23 protein-coding genes are annotated in these 19,395 nt (G+C 53.0%); 11 read left to right on the forward strand and 12 right to left on the reverse strand.

The window, feature by feature from the left end; all coding sequences use genetic code 11:
* Positions 1-5 precede the first annotated feature (5 nt).
* The 5 genes from VW41_22665 to VW41_22685 all read right to left on the reverse strand — a co-directional run bounded on the left by VW41_22665 (position 6) and on the right by VW41_22685 (position 4,322).
* Entirely contained in the window at positions 6-407 is a 402-nt protein-coding gene (locus VW41_22665; GenBank protein ID AJZ91625.1) for a glyoxalase, read from the reverse strand.
* A gap of 1 nt (position 408) precedes the next feature.
* Positions 409-1,737 carry a fucose permease gene (locus VW41_22670; GenBank protein ID AJZ91626.1) on the reverse strand — a complete coding sequence of 443 codons (1,329 nt, stop codon included), beginning with the start codon at positions 1,735-1,737 and terminating at the stop codon, positions 409-411.
* 39 nt (positions 1,738-1,776) lie between these two features.
* A complete protein-coding gene (locus tag VW41_22675) occupies positions 1,777-2,718 on the reverse strand; it encodes a carbohydrate kinase (protein AJZ91627.1) in 942 nt (313 codons plus the stop codon).
* A gap of 11 nt (positions 2,719-2,729) precedes the next feature.
* Positions 2,730-3,416 carry an allulose-6-phosphate 3-epimerase gene (locus tag VW41_22680; protein AJZ91628.1) on the reverse strand — a complete coding sequence of 229 codons (687 nt, stop codon included), beginning with the start codon at positions 3,414-3,416 and terminating at the stop codon, positions 2,730-2,732.
* 105 nt (positions 3,417-3,521) lie between these two features.
* Positions 3,522-4,322: an alkaline phosphatase gene (locus VW41_22685; protein ID AJZ91629.1), complete on the reverse strand. Its 801-nt coding sequence runs from the start codon at positions 4,320-4,322 to the stop codon at positions 3,522-3,524.
* Between the two features lie 399 nt (positions 4,323-4,721).
* On the opposite strand from VW41_22685, the gene VW41_22690 reads away from it, so the two are divergent.
* Genes VW41_22690 through VW41_22700 form a run of 3 tightly spaced genes read left to right on the forward strand, consistent with a single transcriptional unit; the run spans position 4,722 to position 7,829 of the window.
* Positions 4,722-5,435 (forward strand): deoxyribose-phosphate aldolase, encoded by a 714-nt coding sequence (locus VW41_22690; GenBank protein ID AJZ91630.1) that lies wholly within the window; start codon positions 4,722-4,724, stop codon positions 5,433-5,435.
* 47 nt (positions 5,436-5,482) lie between these two features.
* A complete protein-coding gene (locus VW41_22695) occupies positions 5,483-7,012 on the forward strand; it encodes a pentose kinase (protein AJZ91631.1) in 1,530 nt (509 codons plus the stop codon).
* A 55-nt stretch (positions 7,013-7,067) separates the two neighbouring features.
* Positions 7,068-7,829 carry an alkaline phosphatase gene (locus VW41_22700; GenBank protein AJZ91632.1) on the forward strand — a complete coding sequence of 254 codons (762 nt, stop codon included), beginning with the start codon at positions 7,068-7,070 and terminating at the stop codon, positions 7,827-7,829.
* Positions 7,830-7,881: 52 nt separating this feature from the next.
* Here VW41_22700 and VW41_22705 read toward each other — a convergent pair whose 3' ends face one another.
* The 3 genes from VW41_22705 to VW41_22715 form a co-directional block, all read right to left on the reverse strand.
* Positions 7,882-8,085 (reverse strand): hypothetical protein, encoded by a 204-nt coding sequence (locus VW41_22705; protein AJZ92058.1) that lies wholly within the window; start codon positions 8,083-8,085, stop codon positions 7,882-7,884.
* A 123-nt stretch (positions 8,086-8,208) separates the two neighbouring features.
* Positions 8,209-8,586, reverse strand: a complete 378-nt coding sequence (locus VW41_22710) for a twitching motility protein PilT (protein AJZ91633.1) — start codon at positions 8,584-8,586, stop codon at positions 8,209-8,211.
* Entirely contained in the window at positions 8,586-8,825 is a 240-nt protein-coding gene (locus VW41_22715) for a CopG family transcriptional regulator (protein AJZ91634.1), read from the reverse strand. The genes VW41_22710 and VW41_22715 overlap by 1 nt, the downstream gene beginning before the upstream one ends.
* A 287-nt stretch (positions 8,826-9,112) precedes the next feature.
* On the opposite strand from VW41_22715, the gene VW41_22720 reads away from it, so the two are divergent.
* From VW41_22720 to VW41_22735, 4 genes are all read left to right on the forward strand, one after another.
* A complete protein-coding gene (locus VW41_22720; protein ID AJZ91635.1) occupies positions 9,113-9,448 on the forward strand; it encodes a steroid delta-isomerase in 336 nt (111 codons plus the stop codon).
* Positions 9,449-9,881: 433 nt separating this feature from the next.
* The gene (locus VW41_22725; protein ID AJZ91636.1) at positions 9,882-10,985 is read left to right on the forward strand and encodes a hypothetical protein; all 1,104 of its coding nucleotides are present in this window, start codon (positions 9,882-9,884) and stop codon (positions 10,983-10,985) included.
* Between the two features lies 1 nt (position 10,986).
* Positions 10,987-12,090 carry a hypothetical protein gene (locus VW41_22730; GenBank protein ID AJZ91637.1) on the forward strand — a complete coding sequence of 368 codons (1,104 nt, stop codon included), beginning with the start codon at positions 10,987-10,989 and terminating at the stop codon, positions 12,088-12,090.
* A 140-nt stretch (positions 12,091-12,230) separates the two neighbouring features.
* Entirely contained in the window at positions 12,231-12,962 is a 732-nt protein-coding gene (locus tag VW41_22735; protein AJZ91638.1) for a hypothetical protein, read from the forward strand.
* 8 nt (positions 12,963-12,970) lie between these two features.
* On the opposite strand, the gene VW41_22740 is transcribed toward VW41_22735, so the two are convergent.
* On the reverse strand, positions 12,971-13,162 hold the full coding sequence (locus tag VW41_22740) for a repressor (GenBank protein ID AJZ92059.1): 192 nt from the start codon (positions 13,160-13,162) through the stop codon (positions 12,971-12,973).
* Between the two features lie 138 nt (positions 13,163-13,300).
* Between VW41_22740 and VW41_22745 the strand changes: the two genes are divergently transcribed.
* Positions 13,301-13,831 carry a hypothetical protein gene (locus VW41_22745; GenBank protein AJZ91639.1) on the forward strand — a complete coding sequence of 177 codons (531 nt, stop codon included), beginning with the start codon at positions 13,301-13,303 and terminating at the stop codon, positions 13,829-13,831.
* 379 nt (positions 13,832-14,210) lie between these two features.
* Here VW41_22745 and VW41_22750 read toward each other — a convergent pair whose 3' ends face one another.
* Both VW41_22750 and VW41_22755 read right to left on the reverse strand, forming a co-directional pair.
* The gene (locus tag VW41_22750; protein AJZ91640.1) at positions 14,211-14,822 is read right to left on the reverse strand and encodes a membrane protein; all 612 of its coding nucleotides are present in this window, start codon (positions 14,820-14,822) and stop codon (positions 14,211-14,213) included.
* 84 nt (positions 14,823-14,906) lie between these two features.
* Complete coding sequence (locus tag VW41_22755) at positions 14,907-15,800, reverse strand: hypothetical protein (protein AJZ91641.1); 894 nt, start codon at positions 15,798-15,800, stop codon at positions 14,907-14,909.
* 114 nt (positions 15,801-15,914) lie between these two features.
* On the opposite strand from VW41_22755, the gene VW41_22760 reads away from it, so the two are divergent.
* From VW41_22760 to VW41_22770, 3 genes are all read left to right on the forward strand, one after another.
* Positions 15,915-17,453: a major facilitator transporter gene (locus VW41_22760; GenBank protein ID AJZ91642.1), complete on the forward strand. Its 1,539-nt coding sequence runs from the start codon at positions 15,915-15,917 to the stop codon at positions 17,451-17,453.
* The gene (locus tag VW41_22765; GenBank protein AJZ91643.1) at positions 17,443-18,225 is read left to right on the forward strand and encodes a hypothetical protein; all 783 of its coding nucleotides are present in this window, start codon (positions 17,443-17,445) and stop codon (positions 18,223-18,225) included. Before VW41_22760 ends, VW41_22765 begins: the two co-directional genes overlap by 11 nt.
* 112 nt (positions 18,226-18,337) lie before the next feature.
* Complete coding sequence (locus VW41_22770; protein ID AJZ91644.1) at positions 18,338-18,616, forward strand: hypothetical protein; 279 nt, start codon at positions 18,338-18,340, stop codon at positions 18,614-18,616.
* On the opposite strand, the gene VW41_22775 is transcribed toward VW41_22770, so the two are convergent.
* The gene (locus VW41_22775; GenBank protein ID AJZ91645.1) at positions 18,613-19,392 is read right to left on the reverse strand and encodes a short-chain dehydrogenase; all 780 of its coding nucleotides are present in this window, start codon (positions 19,390-19,392) and stop codon (positions 18,613-18,615) included. The genes VW41_22770 and VW41_22775 overlap by 4 nt on opposite strands.
* Positions 19,393-19,395: the final 3 nt, after the last annotated feature.

Genomic DNA, 19,395 nt, shown 5'->3' on the forward strand with positions numbered 1-19,395 from the left:
CCGCATCAGGCAGCAGTCTGATCAAACTCCAGCCTTTCGCCATCTGGCCCGCGAATCAGTAAAAAACTCACCTTATTCATTGGCGACGATTCCGTTACCGGCCCTTCATCCAGCTTATAGCCCAGCGTTTCCAGACGCGCAGCAACGGCCTGAAGGTCACTCACCTCAAGCGCAATATGGTCGATACCGCAGCGTGGCACATCGAAGCCCTCGGCCTGAGGCAGTTGGTACAGCTCAAGCAACACGCCGCCCAGTTCGATAAAGGCCACTTCAATTTCGCCAATCGACGCGGTTTTGCTGTAGCGACTTTTCACCTCAAAACCCAGCGGGAGATAAAAGGCCAGCGAACGCTCAAGATTGCTTACCTGATAGCCGATATGGGCCAAATGTTTCACCAGTTCGCGCATGTTAAACCCCCTTCCTTACGCACCAGAAGCCGTAGAAACCCACATACACAAAGCACAGCAGCGGCACCAGGAAGGCAATCTGCATGTTGCCGTGGTTAATGTCAGAGATGACGCCCATCACCAGCGGGATCACCGCCCCACCGATAATCGACATCACCACAATTGAGCCCGCGGTCTGGGTGTCTTTCCCCATGCCTTTGATCACCAGGCCAAAGTTAGTTGGCCAGCACGGCGCCATGCAGAAGCTCACCAGAATCAGCGCATAAACGGCCAGCATGCTGTGGCTGGCCACGGCAATCAGCAGCAACAGCGTGGCGACAGAGGCAAACACGCCGAGCAGCAGCGCAGGATTCAAACGGTTCATTAGCCAGGTCGCAACGCCTTTACCCACCGCGTAAATCACCAGCGAGGCCAGTAACCAGTAGGTTGCCGAGTGTTCGCTGGTGCCGTGCTGAACCAGCTGCACGAAACGAATGGTGAAGCTCCACACCCCAACCTGCGCCCCCACATAAAGGAACTGTGACAGCACGCCGAGGCGGAAACGAGGGATCGCGAATAAACGACGCAGCGCGCTGCCCATTCCCTCGGAAGAAACCTGCTGCTTTGGCGCGTCACCTTTGCAGGAAGGGAACTTCACGAAGACAAAGATCAGCGCCAGCACCACCAGCACAGAACCGATAATCAGGTATGGCCCGACGACCTGACCCACCATCTGGTGACGAGCCGCATCTGCCGCAGCAGCAGGCATCTGCAGTAGTTCTTCATGGCTCGGATCATCTTTGCCAAACACCATGATCTGGCCGATTAACACCCCGGAAATGACCCCCAGCGAGTTAAAAATCTGCGAGAAGTTAATGCGCTGGGTGGACGTTTTAATCGGCCCGAGCAGGCTTGAGTAAGTGTTGGCCGACGTTTCCAGGAAAGAGAGCCCGCAGGCGATGACGCCCAGACAGGCAAGGAACGCACCGTAGGTCATCACCTCTGCGGCAGGGATAAACAGGAAGCAGCCCAGCGCGTAAAGGCAAAGCCCGGTAATAATCGCGGCTTTGTAGGAGTAGCGTTTTATCAGCGCGGCGGCCGGGAGCGCCACGAAGAAGTAGCCAAGGAAGAAGATAGATTGCACCAGCGCAGTTTGGGTATCCGACAGATCGAACCCCTTTTTAAACTGGGCAATCAGGATATCGTTCAGGTTTCCGGCCATCCCCCACAGCGCAAACAGGCAGCAAACCAGCAAAAACTGCAGCCAGGGCGTATGGGCGAGATAGGCGCTGGTGTCCAGCTTTTCAGTGTGAACGTTGTCGCTCACTTTATCGTTAATCAGAGTACTCATGTGAAGTCCCCGTAATCGGTTATTTTATCGGTAAGGTTTTTACGCTACCTCATGGTGCGGGGTAGCCAGGGCAAGACGTTCCAGCGCTTCCTGATACTCTGGTAAAGCAGAAGCGCCCTGTTTCTCAACGCTGACCGCGGCATAGGCTGCCGCGAATCTGGCGGCCTGAGGGAGAGACTCTCCGCAGGCCAGACGTGCGCAAAGCGCGCCGTTGAAGGCATCCCCGGCGCCGGTGGTATCGCGGGGGTGAGATGGGAAGCAAGGGATCACGCTTTGTTGTCCCCCCTCGCTTAGCAGGGCGCCGACGGCACCCAGAGTGATAATGACTCTTGCCACACCTTTGGCATGAAGCGCATCGGCGGCAAGCTTCGCGCTGTCGGCATCGGTCACCCGGCAGCCCGTTAACAGCCAGGCTTCGGTGGCGTTTGGCGTGAGCAGATCCACACTCGCCAGCAGCGCGTCGTCAACGGGCTGATAAGGCGCGGGGTTCAGCACCACAAATGCGCCATGCTCGCGGCCTGCGCTAATCACCTGCTGAATCGCTGAAAGGTTATTCTCCAACTGCACCAGTACCACATCGGCGCAGCTAATCGCCGGAATACACTGGGCAATTTCTTCGTCGGTTACGGTCATATTCGCACCGGGATCGACGGCAATCATGTTTTCCGCTTCGTTGCCGGCGACATAGATCAGGGCGTTGCCGGTGGGCACGTCATCGGTGGTCAGCAGCGTGATGGCGTTAAAGCCGACGGTTTTCAGGTGACGGCGGGCGAACTGGCCGAAAGTGTCCTCCCCAATTTTGCCGATGTAATGCACGTTAGCCCCCGCCTTCAGCGCCGCCGTGGCCTGGTTTGCTCCCTTCCCGCCGGCGCTGGTCATGCTGCCGGTAGCAACCAGCGATTCTCCAGGCACAGGAAAACGATCCACCCTTGCGACCATGTCGAAATTGAACGAGCCAAATACACAAACTTTTCCTGTCATGACGTTTCTCCTCAGGCGTGTGCCGGGCTGAGTGCAGCTTCAATATCGCGGGTCATGTTCTGCCAGGCCTGCTCCAGCGCCACACCCGGGCGGAACAGGCCGCTGCTGCCCAGGATCAGTACCTGAGCCCCGGCGGTCAGCAGTTGGCGGTAGGTATTGCGATTACAGGAGCCGTCCACCTCAATAAGAAAATCAAGCTGGCGCTGTTGTTTCAGGCGGTGCAGCTGAGCAATTTTCTCCACCATCTCGGGGATAAACGGCTGCCCTGCGTAGCCAGGATCGACGGTCATCACGGTGACTTTGTCGAGCAAGTGGAGGTAATGATTCAGCGCCTCAACGGGCGTGGCCGGGTTGAGCACGACCCCCACCTTTTTCCCGGCATCGCGGAGGGTATGAATGATTCGAAACGCTTCACGGCTGATGACTTCGGCATGCACGGAGAACGAGTCCGCCCCGGCTTCGATCAGCGGCCCAATAAAATCGGCCGGGTTTTCTACCATCAAATGGACGTCGACAGGCAACGTCGTGTAGGGGCGAATTTGGGCGACGAAGGCGGCGGAAAGCGCCAGGTTTTTAACATAGTGCCCGTCCATCACGTCCACATGCAGCATGTCAGCCTTTTGGTTCAGAACCTGCAGCTGCTCGGCCGTTTTCATAATGTCCATGCACATCAGTGACGGGGAAATGTAATACTTCATAGCGCTTCTCCTGGAAAATAGTCGGATTTCAGGCAAAGTCAGGCCCCACCGAACGGGCGGTGTGAATGACAGTGCGGTTTTTATCCGTCACGACATGACGGGCACTCAGGCGATCTGCACCCCGACGTTATGCCAGGTCATCTCCTTTTCCAGCAGCGGATCGTTGAAGGGCTCGGTAATCAGCCAGTCCAGATCCCCCAGCCCTCCGACGCGGGCCACGCCTAAACGTCCGAGCTTGCTGCCGTCCATCAACGCGACCACCTTGCGAGCCTGAATAATCATCTGCTTGAGCAGCGCTGCGTGCGCCTCGCTGCCGGCATACAGTCCGCTATCGCGCTCCAGCCCCTGGCACGAGAAAAACAGCGTCTCGATGGGATGCTCGAGCAACATTCTGGCCGTTGTTTCGCCAAAAAAAGCCTCTTCGCTCGCCGACAACTCCCCGCCCAACCCCACCACGCGCAGAGAGCGGCGGCTCATTAACGTCTGCACAATGCTCACTGACGGGGTAATGACGGTTAGCGCCATCTCCGGCAGCTGACGCGCAAGGAACCAGCTACTGCTGCTGCCGTCGAGCAAAATGGTGTCTCCCGGCTGCAGCAGACGCAGCGCCTTACGGGCAATGCGCATCTTGGCTTCGCTGTTCAGCAGCGTTCGCTGACGGAAGCTGCCCTGCGCATCCTGAACCGGCACGCCCTGCGGGGCCAGAATGCTTATCGGCAGGGCATTCTCGGCTACCAGCGCGCCGCCATGACTGCGGCTGAGCATCCCTCTGCGCTGCAGTTCGCTGAGGTCACGGCGCACCGTTTCACGGGAAACGCCGGATGCGGCAGCGATGTCATTCACCCGCATCACGCCTTGCTGCCCGAGCAGTTGCAGGATTAAACGGTGACGTTCCAGCGGTAACATAGGTGCCTCCTGAAGTGCAAAATCAGATTACTGGTTTCCGGCATCGCCGATTGCGAGCCAGGGTCTGTCGACTAATAGCGGCATATTGCCTCGATAAAAATGTGCCCGGGCTCGCATTTTTAAGCCAGCCGACCCGACTCTCCCTTCGCTCAATCGCCCATTCGGTCAAAAACAAAAACAAACGGAAATAAATGCCATTGACCTTTCTTGCCCGCTTGTGACCGTTTACGCCCGAGGCGGCCTTATCCCGCGTTTTTCGCCCGCTGATAATTAAAAACAAATGAAAATAAAATAATGTTCAATTGATCACATTATTTTCACTTAATAGCCTTTTTAATCTATTAAGCGCAATAAATCGTGAGATATGAAACCAATTGAAAGCAAAAACAGGATTGAGAGATGAATGAGACAACCCGCCGTTTTGCCCGCCTGATCGACCTGAGCGCCGTGCAGGCAACCAACACAGAAGCAGACGTTCGCGCCTGTGCGGAGCTGGCCAGCCGCTACAACATTATTTCGGTACATGTTTTGCCGTGCTGGACGCGTTTTCTTAGCACCCTGCTGCCCGAACAAGGACGCGGTGAAGTGATGATTGGCGGCCCCGTTGGCTTCCCCGGTGGCGGCCACGCAACCGACATCAAAGTGCAGGAAGTTCGCCAGCTAATTACCGACGGCGCGAGGGAAGTCGACATGGTGGTGAACATCGGCAAAGTGCTGTCCGGGGACTTCGATTATGTTCGCGAAGATCTGCGCCGCGTGGTGGAAGCCGCCGCCCCGATCCCGGCGAAAGTGATCCTTGAGACCCATTACCTGAACGAAGAGCAAATCCGCAAAGTGTGTGACATCGCGGTGGAAGTCGGCATGAAGTGGGTGAAAACCTCCACTGGCTGGGCCCCCACCGGCGCTACGCCTGAAAAAGTCAGCATCATTGCGGACCAGCTCAAAGGCCGCATTGAGATAAAAGGCGCAGGCGGCATACGCGACCTGGACACCGTCCGCGCGCTTTATCGCCTGGGCGTACGCCGCTTCGGCATGAGCCAGAGCGCGGTCAGCAAAGTCCTGGCCCAGCTTGAACAGGATCCAGGCCTGTTCCCGGAATTAAACGATAACTAAAAAATCGCGGGCGGGAAGCCCGCCTTCTCCCGTTCACGGAGCCCAATATGAAAGACAGAATACTGACGATTGACGTCGGCACAGGCAGCGCCAGGGCCGCCCTGCTAGCTCAGACCGGCGAGCTGATTGGCTTTGCTCAGCGTGAATATGACCAGACCACCCCGCAGGCTGGCTGGTCGGAACAGGCCCCGTCGCTGTGGTGGCGTTCAGCATGTGAATGCCTCCACGAGGTGTTGCATCGCTTCGCGGATCAGCGTTCACGTATCGCCGCTATCGGCGTCTGCGGCCAGATGCACGGCACGGTATTACTGGATGCCGACGGCGAACTGGTCGCGGATAAAGCCCTGCTCTGGAACGACAAGCGCAGCCAGCCGCAGGTGGACGCTTTTATCGCCCGTGAAGGGGAAGAGAAATGGCTCACCCGGCTAAACAACCCGCCCACCGCGGCCTGGCCCGCTTTCAAACTGGCCTGGTGGCGGGAAAACTGCCCGGAAAGCTGGGCGCGGGTGGCCATGGTGCTGATGCCGAAAGATTACATAAACTTCATGCTAACCGGCGTTTATGCCACCGACTACAGCGAAGCCTCCTGTTATTACCTGATGGACAGCGCCACCCTCAGTTGGTCCTCGCAAGCGCTGGAACGCTTCGGGCTGAAGGCTGACCAGCTGCCACCGCTTTACCTGTCCAGCGACGTGATTGGCGAGGTTAGCCCTCAGGCGGCGGCGCTTACCGGCTTACCTGCTGGCATACCTGTCGTTGCCGGTACCTCGGACATGGCCGCCACGCTGCTGGGCTCCGGTGTTTACCAGCCGGGAACAGCCTCGGATTCCACCGGCACCTCAACATTGTTAACGGTCGTTGCCAGACAGCCGCTGCTTCACACCCGCATCAATAATCTGCACCTGGCCAATCCGGCCTGGGGCGGTTTTACCATTCTGGATGCGGGCGGGGATGCCGTGCGGTGGGCCAGACAGGCGATCGCGCAGAACCAGCTTTCACACGCCGATCTGCTGGCCGAGGCGGCAACGGTTAAGCCCGGTGCCGAAGGCCTGTTGTTCCTGCCTTACCTGACGGGAGAACGCCTGGCCGACCACACCAACTCAAGGGCGCAATTCTTTGGCCTGCAGCGCAAGCACCACCGCGGCCACCTCTTCCGTGCGGTGCTGGAAGGGGTCGCCTTTGCCTCTACGCGTAATCTCAACCAGCTGCGCCAGTGCGGTCAGCACCCGGAACGGATGATTGCCTCCGGCGGCGGCGCGCGCAGCGAACTGTGGCTAAAAATTAAAGCCTCGGCCTATAACCTGCCTATTTTAAGTACACGTAACCAGGAGAATGGCATAACAGGATGCGGTATTATCGCGGGCACCGGCGTGGGTCTGTATACCGATTTTTCCGCCGGCGTGCGTCAGGCCGTTCATTTTTTAAAGGAAATTCTCCCTGACTCACGGCTTCGAGACTACTATGCGGCGTGCTTTGAGGTGTTTGATACACTTTACCAACAGGCTGCGCCGCTGTATGACCGGCTGGATGGGCTCAGCGAAGGGCCAGCGACCGATAGCGGGTCGCCGCGGCTTTAGGCCAGGGGAAAATAAGGCGTGATGCTCCGCAGAGAGCGGGAACAAGAGAGGTCGAATGTTTGCAGAAGAGCGTCAGGAAAAATTACTGAGTATCCTCAGGGAAAAACGGAAAGTTGCGGTGTCCGAGATGTGCGAGGTTTTCAACGTCTCCGGGGCAACGATCAGGGCCGACCTCCGCCAGCTGGAAGAAACGGGCATGTTGACCCGCACCCACGGCGGCGCCATGTTGCGCACCCGCGCCAGCTTTGAGCAGGCATCGGACGACCGTGAAGTGGTGAACCTAAGCGCAAAAGAGCGCATCGGCCAGCGCGCGGCGCAGCTGGTAGAAGATGGCGACATCATCGTGCTGGATACCGGTACCACCACGCTGCACATCGCCCGCCACATCCGCGACCGCAAGAACGTGACCGTGGTGACTAACGACTACCAGATTGCCCGCGAACTCGAAGCCAGCCCGTCTATCCAGACCATCCTGCTGGGCGGTATCGTGAAGAAAGGCTATCACTGCGTGGTGGCGATTAACGGCCGCTCGCTGCTGGATACCCTGAACGTGGATAAAGCGTTTATGGGGGTGAATTCGCTGTCGCTAAAACAGGGTGCCTGCGTGGCCGACGTGATGCTGGCCGAGACAAAGCGCGGCATGATAGAGCATGCCAGTCAGGTGATTGTCGTCTGTGACCACAGCAAGCTGGATAACACCTCGCTCGCGCAATTTACCCCTGCGGCACGCATTGATACGCTGGTGATTGACCGTCTGCCAGACAACGCCGAAGCCTGGCGCAACGCCGGGATCCACCTGATTGCGCTGGAAGAATAGCGGCCGCGGCTAAAAGTTAAAGCGCCAGTCGATCGGCGCTTTTCTATCTCGATCAGCCGCGCTTAATCATCTGCACCACCTGATCGTTTTGGATCTGATGCTCCACGCCCTGGGCGTCGTAATAGCGCGTCAGCCCCGTCTGCTTATCCAGCTCCGGCTTGCCTTTGGTCACGATCATTTCGCCCGTCTTAGTCGACATCACGTAGCTGCTGGAGCAGGCCACCGCCGACAGCGCAACAACGCCCACCAACATCATCCCGAACAGTTTTTTCACTTTTGCCAACCCTTTATTGTTTTAGACGCCGGATTGTAGCTGGATGAAATGCAACCGGGTGTTAATGTGTATTGCGAAGGGAGACTGGGGGCTGGCAGAAGTACGCTATGAGAGTGAGTAAGGCACAATCACGCCTGGAATATCTTTAAAGTCCTTAGTATTACGAGTAAGCAGTGTTTTTTGAGCAACATGAGTAGAGGCCAGAATGATCGCGTCAGGAAGTTTCATCTTATATTGCCTTCTGAGTTCAACCGCTCTTTCCGAAACAGATTGAGTGACAGGCAATACATCAAAATGAGAGAGAAACTGTCGAGTCTGGGCTTCCTGCCGACTATCCCTCACCCCAACCAACACCTCCATCCACGTAACAACGCTTATTGAACGTCCGACGTTGTACTTCTCCATCATTTCTTGAGCCTCAGGTCGGCCACTCAGAAAATCAATTAATACATTGGTATCAAAGACAGAAGATTGCTTTTCCATTACCACTCCTCACGCAGCTTTCTCTCATACTCCAGCCCATCGGGGGTACTCTCTCCCCAAAGCCCAAATGCATCATTGATATCGGACTGCTGCCGCGCCAGATATTGATCAACAGCCTCTCTGAGAAGCTCGGCTCTGGGCAAATTGCGCTTTTGCTTTAGGCCATCAAGCTGTCTGATCGCCTCATCCGAGAGATCCAGAAGAATGCGTCCCATACCTTCTCCAATAACGGTAGCCATATATCATCCTTGTATATCATGATTGAGCATAATAAGATCAATTGGTGCTCACAAAGAATACACTTTGATAATAAAAAAGGAATTAACGCATTGAGTAAGAAGGAATATTTACGAGATACAGCGAAGCAACTTTGCAACAGTGATTAGTGTTTCAGCCGCAGACCGGGCCACCGCACAATCTGCCCTATCCTTTCATTAGACATTTTCCATCCGGCAAGAGACTCTGTCCCGGCACACAACAACCACACTTTGGCAGCCCAACACTTTCTCTTATCAGGATATTCTTTATGTCAGTCACTGAACCCGTCATCCGCCAGTTCGAGGCGTACAACGCCCACGACCTCGAGGCTTTCGCCGCCTGCTTTAGCGAAGACTTCACCGCTTACCGCCCGCCAGCCACTACGCCTTCTTTGGAAGGACGCGATGCCCTTTATGCCTTCTATAAAGAGCACCGCTTCAATAACCCAGCCCTGCGCGCAGAAATCATCTCCCGCACCGCACTGGGTAACAAAGTGTTCGACCACGAGAAGATCCACGGCCTGAGCGATGAACCCATTGAAAGCATGGCTGTTTTCGAAGTAGAAAACGGATTGATAAAAACGGCGTGGTTCTTTTTTGGCTGAACCCAGGGGCCCGTTTAGATTTTTGCGGGCGGATTTAGGATGTAAGGTGAGCAGAATGAGCCCGGTAAACCCTGCCGGGAAAAGCAGCTTAAGAGCCGTTAGACTGATTTAGTAAAGAATTTCACTTTAGGCGCAGGATATATTCTTACTGACCCATTGGGTAGCAGCAGGAAACCCGGTATACTGCGCCCCGCCTCCATGTAGCAATGCAGGCGCGGAAGGTCGTCGTCTCCGGTGAGGCGGCTGGACTTCAACTCCAGTTGGTGCCGCCAGCGGCGCCGGGCAGGTTCGACTCCTGTGACTTTCCGCCAAATCACAACTGATCATTAAATATCTATTAGTAAAATTTTTCTAAAAAACCTAATTCTATCAGATTTGTTCAGAGGCTATGTTACTGCTAAGATGTAGCAAAAATATCTTTCAGGAATAACATATGGACTATTTAAAACTTTATGATTTGGCTGAAGATGAGTCTCTTTTAACATTCAATCCGGCTGATATTAATGTTAAGCAAGAAAATTATAGCTGTGACCAAATATTAGAAATGTTAAAATATGATGAAATCAATCTTAACACTGACTTTCAAAGATCATCAGACCTTTGGAGCGATGAAAAGATGAGCAAATTTATCGAATCGTTGATGCTAAAACTTCCTATTCCTCCATTTTATTTCAACATAGTTTACCTTAATGATAATTCAGATAAAATACATTGGGAAGTAATTGATGGGCTACAACGATTATCTGCTTTAAGAAAGTTCTGTTTTGGTGATTCACAGAGTAAAAAACTTAAGCTAATAGACTTAGATTTTTTCACTGAATTAAATGGGAAGTATTATGAGGATATACCACGTCATTTAATCAGAAATTTCAAAGCAAGCCAACTGCAGCTACATCTTGTTTATCCCAACACCCCAATAGAAATAAAATACAGAATATTCGAACGAATAAACACAACAAATTTAATGTTAAAAGATCAAGAGGTTCGTCATGCGCTTTATCAAGGTGAAATAATTGAACTTCTAAAAAAAGCCGTCAGTGAAATATTGATAGAAAACAATGTAAACATTAACGATGGTCGTATGGATGCACAAGAAACGGTGTTAAGAGCCATATCCTTCACTTGTTTCGGGCACAGTAGATATCCATCCAAAAGCAACCTTAAACTTTTTTTAGATAATGCAATCAAAGCATTAAGCAAGTTAACTAAAAATGAGCTATGTGGTATATATGACTCTTTTTATGAAAACTTCCATTTTTGTATAGATGTATTAGGAATTGATTGTTTTAAAAATAAAACAAATGGACGAAGTGTTTTCAACAAAGGATTATTTGATTGTTTAATATATGCATCATCAAAGTTAAACGATAGAGAAAAAAGAAAGATAAGAAAATCGCCTAAAAAAGCAATAAAGAAATATAACAACTGTTTTCAGGATGAACGATTTATAAAATCAATAAGTAATGCAACAAGCAGGCAAGACAATGTTATATATAGACTAGAGCAAGCTGAGAAAATTTTTATCGAGGAAGTATAACATGTTAAGAAATATTCATATTAAAAATTTTAAATCTATAAGAGAAATCACAGTACCACTTACCAATATTAACATTATCACAGGCGTAAATAGCTCTGGAAAATCATCTTTATTGCAAACTATATTGTTGCTAAAACAATTTACAAAAAAAGATAACAAACTCAACCTGAATGGCGATTATGCTGAATTAGGTACGATAGGAGATATCTTAAATCAATTCTATGAAGATAATGAAATAAGAATTACATATAACTCTATAAAAAATGAATCAGCTAGTATTATTATAAACAATCCAGATCAATTTTTAACAAAAGGCTCGATTACAACTTCGACTACAGATAATCACAAAATAATACCCTCATTGAAAAGAAGAATAAAATATCTATCGGCAGAAAGGATGGGGGCAGAGTTTGTTTATGATATTAGTAAAAGTAATTTTGGCATCGGAATTAAAAGTGAACAGACGGTATCTTTTATTGAGGAAAATAAGGATTTTAAGGTACGCAAAGAGTTAATTCATCCAAAGGCCAACGAGTCAGGAGGAAGAAAAAGTTCCTTAATAACTAACATCAATGAATGGATGAAAGAAATATCACCAGGAATAAACCTTGATTTTGAGGCAAACCAAAAACTAAGAACTGCAAGTATGTCTGCAAGTTACTACAGTGCATCTCTAATAGGAAATGTCACACCCAAAAACTTTGGCTTTGGAATTAGCTATTGCCTTCCCCTTTTAGCATTATTACTATCGTCTAAAAATGGAGATATATTACTAATTGAAAACCCCGAAGCACATATTCATCCCACAGGACAAACTCGCCTTGGATATTTGAGTGCTTTAGCTGCTACATCTGGAGTACAGTTAATAATAGAAACACATAGCGATCATTTTTTCAATGGTATTCGACTAGCTTTAAAAGATAGAATAATTAAAAATGATGAAATAAATGGTTATTATTTTGACAAGAAAATGCAGGGAGAGAAATCAACACAGTCATTGGTAACGGAATTTTACAAAGTAGATCTATATGATAACGGAAAAATAAAAAATGCTCCCGTTGGCTTCTTTGATGAATGGCAAAACTCATTATTTAAATTATTATGATATATTTCAACCCATTATCCATGTCTCCTATTCAAGACGAGAACAGCTGTTTTGACTCATTACGTAAATCTTTAATTTTTTTAAACAATTCAGAGGATAAATTCTTACTTTGTTTACCATCAAATGGCCCTGATCTAAATATGAGTGGTGGCTCATCCTTTAAAGATTTGATAGGAAGGGTAAATGATATAGAATTAAAATCATTGCTAACCACAATTCTAACAGAGAGTACTCTTTATTTAGGTGAAGTTCCTGCTGGATATGTTGAATCAATTAGCAATCAGCCATTTCCTGCATATGAAACTTATCGAGCATATCAACCCAAATTTGAAATAATTTTATCCCTCCATAGTGCTGATCATTGGGAGGATGATGAAATAACTCTACTAAATAATCAAAATATATCTAAACACTATAACATCCCCACCCATAGGCTTATTGACTTTACCAAAACCGTAGATAAGTGGGAAAAAATAATAACATACATAATCCGCAAACAGGAGGTAGAAAATGGATATTTAGCTTACGCTGTTTCATTGAAAAAAATAATTCCAGAGTGTATTTATGAACTTTATAAGAGTAGTATTACGAACCCACAGATAAAAATTGAAGTTATTCGGAGAATGGCCAAGTTTATTGCTGAGCTAAATAACTATAATTTTGATGCATCGACATCACAAAAAAATCGTAATGGTGGAGCAATAAGAGATATTTTCTATTGCGATCAAAAAGATATATATCTCTCAACAGATGTAACTCATGGTAGATTTGAAGTGCTTGATCGCTCAGGGATACATTTGTGTGAAATTAATTTTGATGGGGATATTACAAAGCCAAGGGATAAAACTGGAGCTCATAATATTACCATATAGTTTATACATTAACCCTTCGGCTCAATCCCTCTTGCCTTCAAGGCCTCTCTAGCCAGGTTCTTTAACCAGTTAGCGAGGCTTGTCCCTTCTTCAGCAGCAACTGCATCTAGCTGTTCCTTTAATGCCGGGTCAATACGCATCTTAAACTGAGGTGACTTACCTCCACCTTTTGGTTTTTTTTCACGCGATATGATTGACATGAGGCCACCTATTGTATAGTTTTTGTTCTTATAGGAGGCCACAATATCATGAGGCCTTTTATCAGAGCAACGCCCCGGCAGTGCAGCAACACATACCGGAGCGTCTAACCACAACGTTCACTGTTAAGGAACAACGCCATGGCTAACCACGATAGTACCACAACCGCTAATCCCCAAAGCCTGGGCTTTCAACCAGTTACCCAATCTGAGATCTCGGCGCTCTTAAAAACCCCGCTCGGTACCTCGAACGATCTCTTTCAGGTGCTGGATATTTGCGAGCGATACGCTGAAGTCCTGATTGAGAATAAAGATATCGTCGAGCGTATGGCGCTGTGTGGCCGCCTGTATGCCGGGCTGGAAGTGTTGAAAGTCGTGCTGGATAAACCGCTGCCGGAACATCTGATTGAATCTCTCACCGCTGAAAATAGCGATATTGAGGTTCATGCCTGCCCGCTTACACCAGAGTCAGACCTGATGCGGGAATATTGCAGCGCCCTGACGCTCGTGCTGCTGAATCAGCAAGAATCCGCAGAGCAACAGAAAACAATTACCGGCCTGTTATTCGAGATGATTAATGCGCTGGCAGAGGATTTAAAATCGCCCCGCTTTGTACGCACAGATTCAGGTCTGGCAATGATCGATAGCCAGGCCGGAAATAATCTTCACTAGACCCTCACCCTGCCCTCTCCCTAAAAGGGAGAGGGGAAAATACGGTTCAAATCATGCAGACATTTACAGCCGAAGAAGCCAGAACCAACTTTGAAGAAATATTAGAGCAGGTGCAAAAAGCCCCCGCTCAGATTAGTCAGGCGGGGTCTGCTGTGGCCGTTATTCTCTCTTTTGAAGACTATCAATGGTTCGATGCAATGAAACGTCAGCTTCCACCTGATTGATTGCTCTCGCATCTATCTTTTGCCTCACTCAGGAAGCAAAGTATCTTCAGAGAATCAGCATGTAGGATTTCGGCACCTGCGCCTAAACCTGTATTGCTCAAAACTCAAACGCATCTCACATCAACGAAAAAACCGGCCCACGCAAAATCTAACGGCTACATCGGCGGCGTCAGCCCGTTAACCCCGGCGGAAATCCCGCGCGCGACGGCCTGGCCTTTATCGTCCTTGGTGGCGAACAGCACCACTTTTGCGCCCGGCTTCAGCACGGATTTGTCGGCGGGGCTGATCAGCACCACCGGCACGTCGTCCGGCACCTGCACGGTTTTCTGCTGGCCGTGGAATTTCACCGTCATGGTGCGCCCGTGGCTGTTCACCAGGGTGCCGACGGTGCCGTTGGTCATGGTGTTCACCTGGCCGTTGGCGGACTCAAACGGATTGAACCCTTCCCCGGAGCCGCGCAGGCTCGGCGCAAAAACGTGAACTTCCAGCGCCTTGAGCGTGCCGTCCGCCTGTGGCACGGCGGCGGTGCCGATAAAACTGTCGGGCTTGATGTCGCTCATCTTCGCCTCGCTCACGCCGTTGATTCGGGTTTTATCCGTCAGGCCAACGGAGAGCTTTTCGCCCTGCCGGGTGGTGATTTGCAGCGAGGAATCATTGACCGCGTCAATGGTGCCGCGCACCGGGGTGATGACATTGTCCGCCGCCGCCGCGCCAACGCTCAGCAGCAGGAGGCTTAAGGCCGGGATAAACAAACGGGGCTTGATCATGCTTTCTCCAGAATCAGGTCAGGTTAAGGACTGCTCTGGATCAAGCGTAACCGCCAAATTAATCCCGGGGGTTAAAGAGTGTGTTCAAACGTTTCCTGAACTACCCGAAACGTGCTCTTTTGCGAAGCGGATAAGGCGTTTAATCAGCGGCGTGCGTTCCCGCTTGCGGTACAGCATCCAGATAGCCGAAGAAATTTCCGCCCCGGCAATCGGGCGGTAGACCACGTCCGGCACGCCGATGGTTTTCGCCATAATCTCCGGGATAACCGCGATACCGTTGCCCAGGGCGATATGCGCCAGCACTTCGGTCAGCGTGCTGGAGCGGATGGCATCGTTGAGTACAAATCCGCCGCGGCGGGCGACTTCGTGCGAGCCGGAAGTTTGCTCGGGTAAAATAAAAGTTTCCCCGCCTAGCGCGGCAGGGTCGATAGCTTCCGGGCTGGCAGCCAGGCGGTGGGAGGCAGGCAGCGCCAGGCAAAAACAGTCGTTCTGTACCAGCAGGTGTCCAACCTCAGACGGCAGCGCCACCGGCGCACGGACAAAACCAACGTCGATTTTGCCCTCCACCAGCGCCGCCGCCATGCCGTCCATCAGCACCTCACGCGCCCCAAGCGAGACATCCGGGTATTGCGCCCGAAACGCCCCCATCACCGCGCTAAGCGTGCCCGACCAAAGTGCAGACGCCACGTAGCCGACGCGAATATAGCCCTGCTCTCCGCGGGCGGCGCTCAGTACCCGCTCGCGCGTGAGTTCAGCCTGGCGCAGCGTGACCTCCGCTTCTTCGCGGAAAATCTCCCCGGCCTGGGTAAGCTGTACCCGCCTTTTGGTGCGTAAAAATAGCGGCGTGCCAAACTCTCGCTCCAGCTGACCGATTTGTACCGAAAGCGTCGGCGTGGAGATATTCAGCGTTTCCGCCGCCGCGCCAAAATGGAGCGTTCGGGCGACTTCAAGGAAATAACGCAGGTGGCGAAGCTCCATTCTTACTCCTGATTATTAGCTATTAACTAATAATAATGCCGAACATGGAAATTGAATACCGCGCCCCGGATCGCGAAGCTTAAGGCGTGTTCTTCCCGCGTTTTCGGAGCTTTTATGTCTACTGTGCTGGCCGCGCCCGTGGCCAAAAACGACACCACCGTGCTGCTGGTTGCCTCCATGGGCTGCGCGATGACGGTCATCGACACGAACATTGTTGGCGTGGTGTTGCCGACCATCGCCCGCGGGCTGGACGCCAACTTCGCCGATATGGAGTGGGTGATTGGCGCGTACGTGCTTTGCTTCTCTTCCCTGCTGCTGCCCGCTGGTTCTCTGGCGGACCGCTTCGGCAGGCGGCGGATCTTTTTATTCGGCATCGCCCTGTTTGCCCTCGCCTCTCTGGCCTGCGGGGCGGCAAGTACCATTCTGATGCTGAACGTTGCCCGGGCGCTGCAGGGCGTCGGCTCGGCGTTTTTGCTGGCTCCGGCGCTGGCTATCATCGGCCACACCTTCCGGGAACCGCAGGCCAGAGGCCGCGCCTGGGCCATCTGGGGCGGCATGATGGGCATCACCATGGTGCTCGCCCCGCTGGCGGGGGGCATCATCAGCGCGTATCTCGGCTGGCGCTGGGCGTTCTACATCAACATCCCCATTTGCCTGCTGCTGGCGATGGTGGTCCTGCGCACCATTGACGAGTCCCGCAATCCGGCCGCCGGTAAGCCGGACGTACACGGCATTTCGCTGTTTATCGCCGCCATGTTCTCCCTGACCTGGGCGCTGATCCTTGCCCCGGAGCGCGGCTGGGATAGCGTCGAAGTGATGGGCCGCTTTATCGCCGCCGCCTGGTTCTTTCTGTTTTTTGCGCTGGTCGAACGTTACAAAGCCCAGCCGATGCTGGATCTCCGCCTCTTCCGTTCGCTGCCGTTTATTGGCGCAGTGCTGGCCATGTTCACCTATGCGGCCACCGCGCAGGTGATGACCTCCCTGCTGCCGCTGATGCTGCAAAACGTGGAGGGAAAAACCGCGCTGGCGTCCGGGGTCGGCATGCTGCCGTTCGCGCTCGCCATGCTGCTATTCCCGATGGTGGCCCGCTGGATGGCACACCGCATGGCCGCCCGCTGGATCTTAGCCGCTGGATTGGCGTTGGTTGGCGTCGGTAACCTGATTATCGCCAGCGGCGTACTGGCGCAGTGGCCATGGCTGGTCATCGCCGGTATGGCCGTGCTGGGCAGCGGCGGCGGCATTCTTAACGGTGAAACGCAGAAAGCGATTATGGGCACCGTGCCTCACGAAAGAGCGGGCATGGCTTCGGGCATCAGCACCACGGCGCGCTTCTCCGGCATTCTGCAAGGTTTTGCGCTGCTGGGGGCGATTCTGGCCGGGCACACGCGCCATACGCTGATCTTAGCGATGCAGGCCAGTCATCTCCCGGTAAGGGACGATTTTATCAGCCAGGTCGTGGCCGGCGATGTGCCACGCGCCCTTGCGCTGTGGCCGGATCAACAGGCTCTGACGCTAAGCACGCTGATCCGCCACAGCTATGCCAGCGGCTTCTCGCTGATGCTGGCTTGCGCCGCGCTGTTCGCTTTCTTCGTTGCGCTGGTCGTCATTTTCACGCTACGTGAACCCACCGGGAGTCAGCCCAATGAACGCTAAAGATGTTGATTTCCGCTTTGCACTTTTCAGCGATGTTCACGCCAACTTACCGGCACTTGAGGCCGTTTTACAGGATATTGACCGCCACCACATCAACCAAATCTGGTGCCTGGGCGATGTGGTTGATTTCGCGCCGTGGCCGAATGAAGTGATAAACCTGATTCGCAGCCGCAGCATTCCGGTGGTGATGGGCAACCACGACCGCCGGGTGGCAATGGACGAGCCGGTTACGCCGCTGGCAAAACACTCCGCTGCAGAGCAACAAGCCCGTGAACAGGCCATCGCCTTGAGCAAACGCACGCTGACGGAGGAGAACCGCCGCTGGCTCAGCGCCCTGCCACGGTCGAGAGCGTTTCACGCCGGGCCGCTCAGAATTCTGTTGGTTCACGCCAGCCCGGACTCGCTGTCCGAATACGTGCATCGCCAGTTTTCATGCAGTCAGCTAATGAAGTGGCAAACCGCACATCAGTTCGACGTGATGGTCTCGGGGCATACCCATTATGCGGACATTCGAGAGCTGGTGCGCAGCGATGGCCGCAGGCTGACCATCGCCAACACCGGCGCGGTGGGGAGAATAAAACCCGGCGAGCCGCAGGCCACCTGGCTGATGGGGCATTACCATCACGGGAAGCTAAAACTGGCTGTGCAGACGGTAAATTATGACGTCGCCGCCGTAGCTCAGGCGATTAAAGACAGCCCGGTGCCTGATTTTTACGCGGAAGAGCTGTACCAACACGGCATGGCTTGTTCGCGGGCGCTGTCGGCATTCTGAGCGGCTGACTATTTCGTGATAAGCTGCGCAATATTGGCGACAGATAACGCCCATCACCAGGTTGATGCGCGATACTGCCTCACTTTCATTGCTTGCCGCTTCAGGAAGAAAAATGGCCTCTAAATATGCACTTGTTCTGCTGGCTTCGCTGCTGCTCGCGGCCTGTTCCTCATCGGACAATTCAGGGATGGACCGCCAGGACAGGCAGCGGCTGGACGACAGCTTTATGCGCTCCCCGTGGCCCGATCCCTACTACAACAGCCGCTACCTGACGCCGGAACAGCGCCAGGACATCCGCGACCGCATCCGCGCCGACCAGCTGGAAGCCAGAGGGCGCAGGGATAACAGCACCGACAGCGGTGACGGCTTCGGCCAGCCGGTGCACTTCTAAACGGTTGGCACCGTCCCGCCGTCAATAATGTATTCCGTGCCGGTAATCGCGGCGGCACGCTCTGAGGCCAGGAAGGCTATCAGATTAGCCACTTCAGCAGGCTTCGCCGGGCGGCCAAGCGGGATCCCGCCCAGTGAATCCATAATGATTTGCTTGCCACCTTCATAATCCGTGCCCGCCTGCAGCGCCAGCCGCTCAGCCAGGCGGACAGAGGCCTCGGTTTCAATCCAGCCCGGCGCCACGCGCAGCACCCGCACACCCTGCGGAGAAACCTCTTTCGACAAGCTTTTACTGTAGGCGGAAAGCGCCGCCTTGGCCGCAGCATAGGCCGTGGTTGCCTCCGGCAACGGTAAAATTCGCTGAATGGAAGAGACATGGACAATCACGCCTGAACCCTGCGCCGTCATGCCCGGTAACAGCGCCCTGTCCAGCCGCACCGCCGGGAAAAGGTTAAGCGCCAGTTCGCGCTGCCACTGCTCTTCGTCAAGTGCCGCATAGCCTCCGGCCGGGGACGATGAGCCGCCGAGCATATGCACAATGATATCCACGCCGCCAAACCGCGCCTGCACGGCTTTTACCAGCTGTTCGCAGCCCTCACGCGTGGCGAGATCTGCCGCCACGAACTCGTCGTCTCTAGCATTTTCAGGGGCATGGCGAGCCACGGTCATCACCTGCGCGCCCAGCTCGCGGAACAGCGCTACGGTCGCCGCACCGGCGCCCTTCGTGCCGGACGTGACCAGCGCTCTCTTGCCTTTCAGCGTCAAAAAGTCAGTCATGTT

This window comes from Klebsiella michiganensis (assembly GCA_000963575.1).
Classification (GTDB): Bacteria; Pseudomonadota; Gammaproteobacteria; order Enterobacterales; family Enterobacteriaceae; genus Cedecea; species Cedecea michiganensis_A.

Bases quoted from the DNA above. Each gene is read 5' to 3' on its own strand.
- VW41_22665 (AJZ91625.1), bottom strand. From the start codon at position 407: ATGCGCGAACTGGTGAAACATTTGGCCCATATCGGCTATCAGGTAAGC.
- VW41_22670 (AJZ91626.1), bottom strand. From the start codon at position 1,737: ATGAGTACTCTGATTAACGATAAAGTGAGCGACAACGTTCACACTGAA.
- VW41_22675 (AJZ91627.1), bottom strand. From the start codon at position 2,718: ATGACAGGAAAAGTTTGTGTATTTGGCTCGTTCAATTTCGACATGGTC.
- VW41_22680 (AJZ91628.1), bottom strand. From the start codon at position 3,416: ATGAAGTATTACATTTCCCCGTCACTGATGTGCATGGACATTATGAAA.
- VW41_22685 (AJZ91629.1), bottom strand. From the start codon at position 4,322: ATGTTACCGCTGGAACGTCACCGTTTAATCCTGCAACTGCTCGGGCAG.
- VW41_22690 (AJZ91630.1), top strand. From the start codon at position 4,722: ATGAATGAGACAACCCGCCGTTTTGCCCGCCTGATCGACCTGAGCGCC.
- VW41_22695 (AJZ91631.1), top strand. From the start codon at position 5,483: ATGAAAGACAGAATACTGACGATTGACGTCGGCACAGGCAGCGCCAGG.
- VW41_22700 (AJZ91632.1), top strand. From the start codon at position 7,068: ATGTTTGCAGAAGAGCGTCAGGAAAAATTACTGAGTATCCTCAGGGAA.
- VW41_22705 (AJZ92058.1), bottom strand. From the start codon at position 8,085: ATGATGTTGGTGGGCGTTGTTGCGCTGTCGGCGGTGGCCTGCTCCAGC.
- VW41_22710 (AJZ91633.1), bottom strand. From the start codon at position 8,586: ATGGAAAAGCAATCTTCTGTCTTTGATACCAATGTATTAATTGATTTT.
- VW41_22715 (AJZ91634.1), bottom strand. From the start codon at position 8,825: ATGGCTACCGTTATTGGAGAAGGTATGGGACGCATTCTTCTGGATCTC.
- VW41_22720 (AJZ91635.1), top strand. From the start codon at position 9,113: ATGTCAGTCACTGAACCCGTCATCCGCCAGTTCGAGGCGTACAACGCC.
- VW41_22725 (AJZ91636.1), top strand. From the start codon at position 9,882: ATGGACTATTTAAAACTTTATGATTTGGCTGAAGATGAGTCTCTTTTA.
- VW41_22730 (AJZ91637.1), top strand. From the start codon at position 10,987: ATGTTAAGAAATATTCATATTAAAAATTTTAAATCTATAAGAGAAATC.
- VW41_22735 (AJZ91638.1), top strand. From the start codon at position 12,231: ATGAGTGGTGGCTCATCCTTTAAAGATTTGATAGGAAGGGTAAATGAT.
- VW41_22740 (AJZ92059.1), bottom strand. From the start codon at position 13,162: ATGTCAATCATATCGCGTGAAAAAAAACCAAAAGGTGGAGGTAAGTCA.
- VW41_22745 (AJZ91639.1), top strand. From the start codon at position 13,301: ATGGCTAACCACGATAGTACCACAACCGCTAATCCCCAAAGCCTGGGC.
- VW41_22750 (AJZ91640.1), bottom strand. From the start codon at position 14,822: ATGATCAAGCCCCGTTTGTTTATCCCGGCCTTAAGCCTCCTGCTGCTG.
- VW41_22755 (AJZ91641.1), bottom strand. From the start codon at position 15,800: ATGGAGCTTCGCCACCTGCGTTATTTCCTTGAAGTCGCCCGAACGCTC.
- VW41_22760 (AJZ91642.1), top strand. From the start codon at position 15,915: ATGTCTACTGTGCTGGCCGCGCCCGTGGCCAAAAACGACACCACCGTG.
- VW41_22765 (AJZ91643.1), top strand. From the start codon at position 17,443: ATGAACGCTAAAGATGTTGATTTCCGCTTTGCACTTTTCAGCGATGTT.
- VW41_22770 (AJZ91644.1), top strand. From the start codon at position 18,338: ATGGCCTCTAAATATGCACTTGTTCTGCTGGCTTCGCTGCTGCTCGCG.
- VW41_22775 (AJZ91645.1), bottom strand. From the start codon at position 19,392: ATGACTGACTTTTTGACGCTGAAAGGCAAGAGAGCGCTGGTCACGTCC.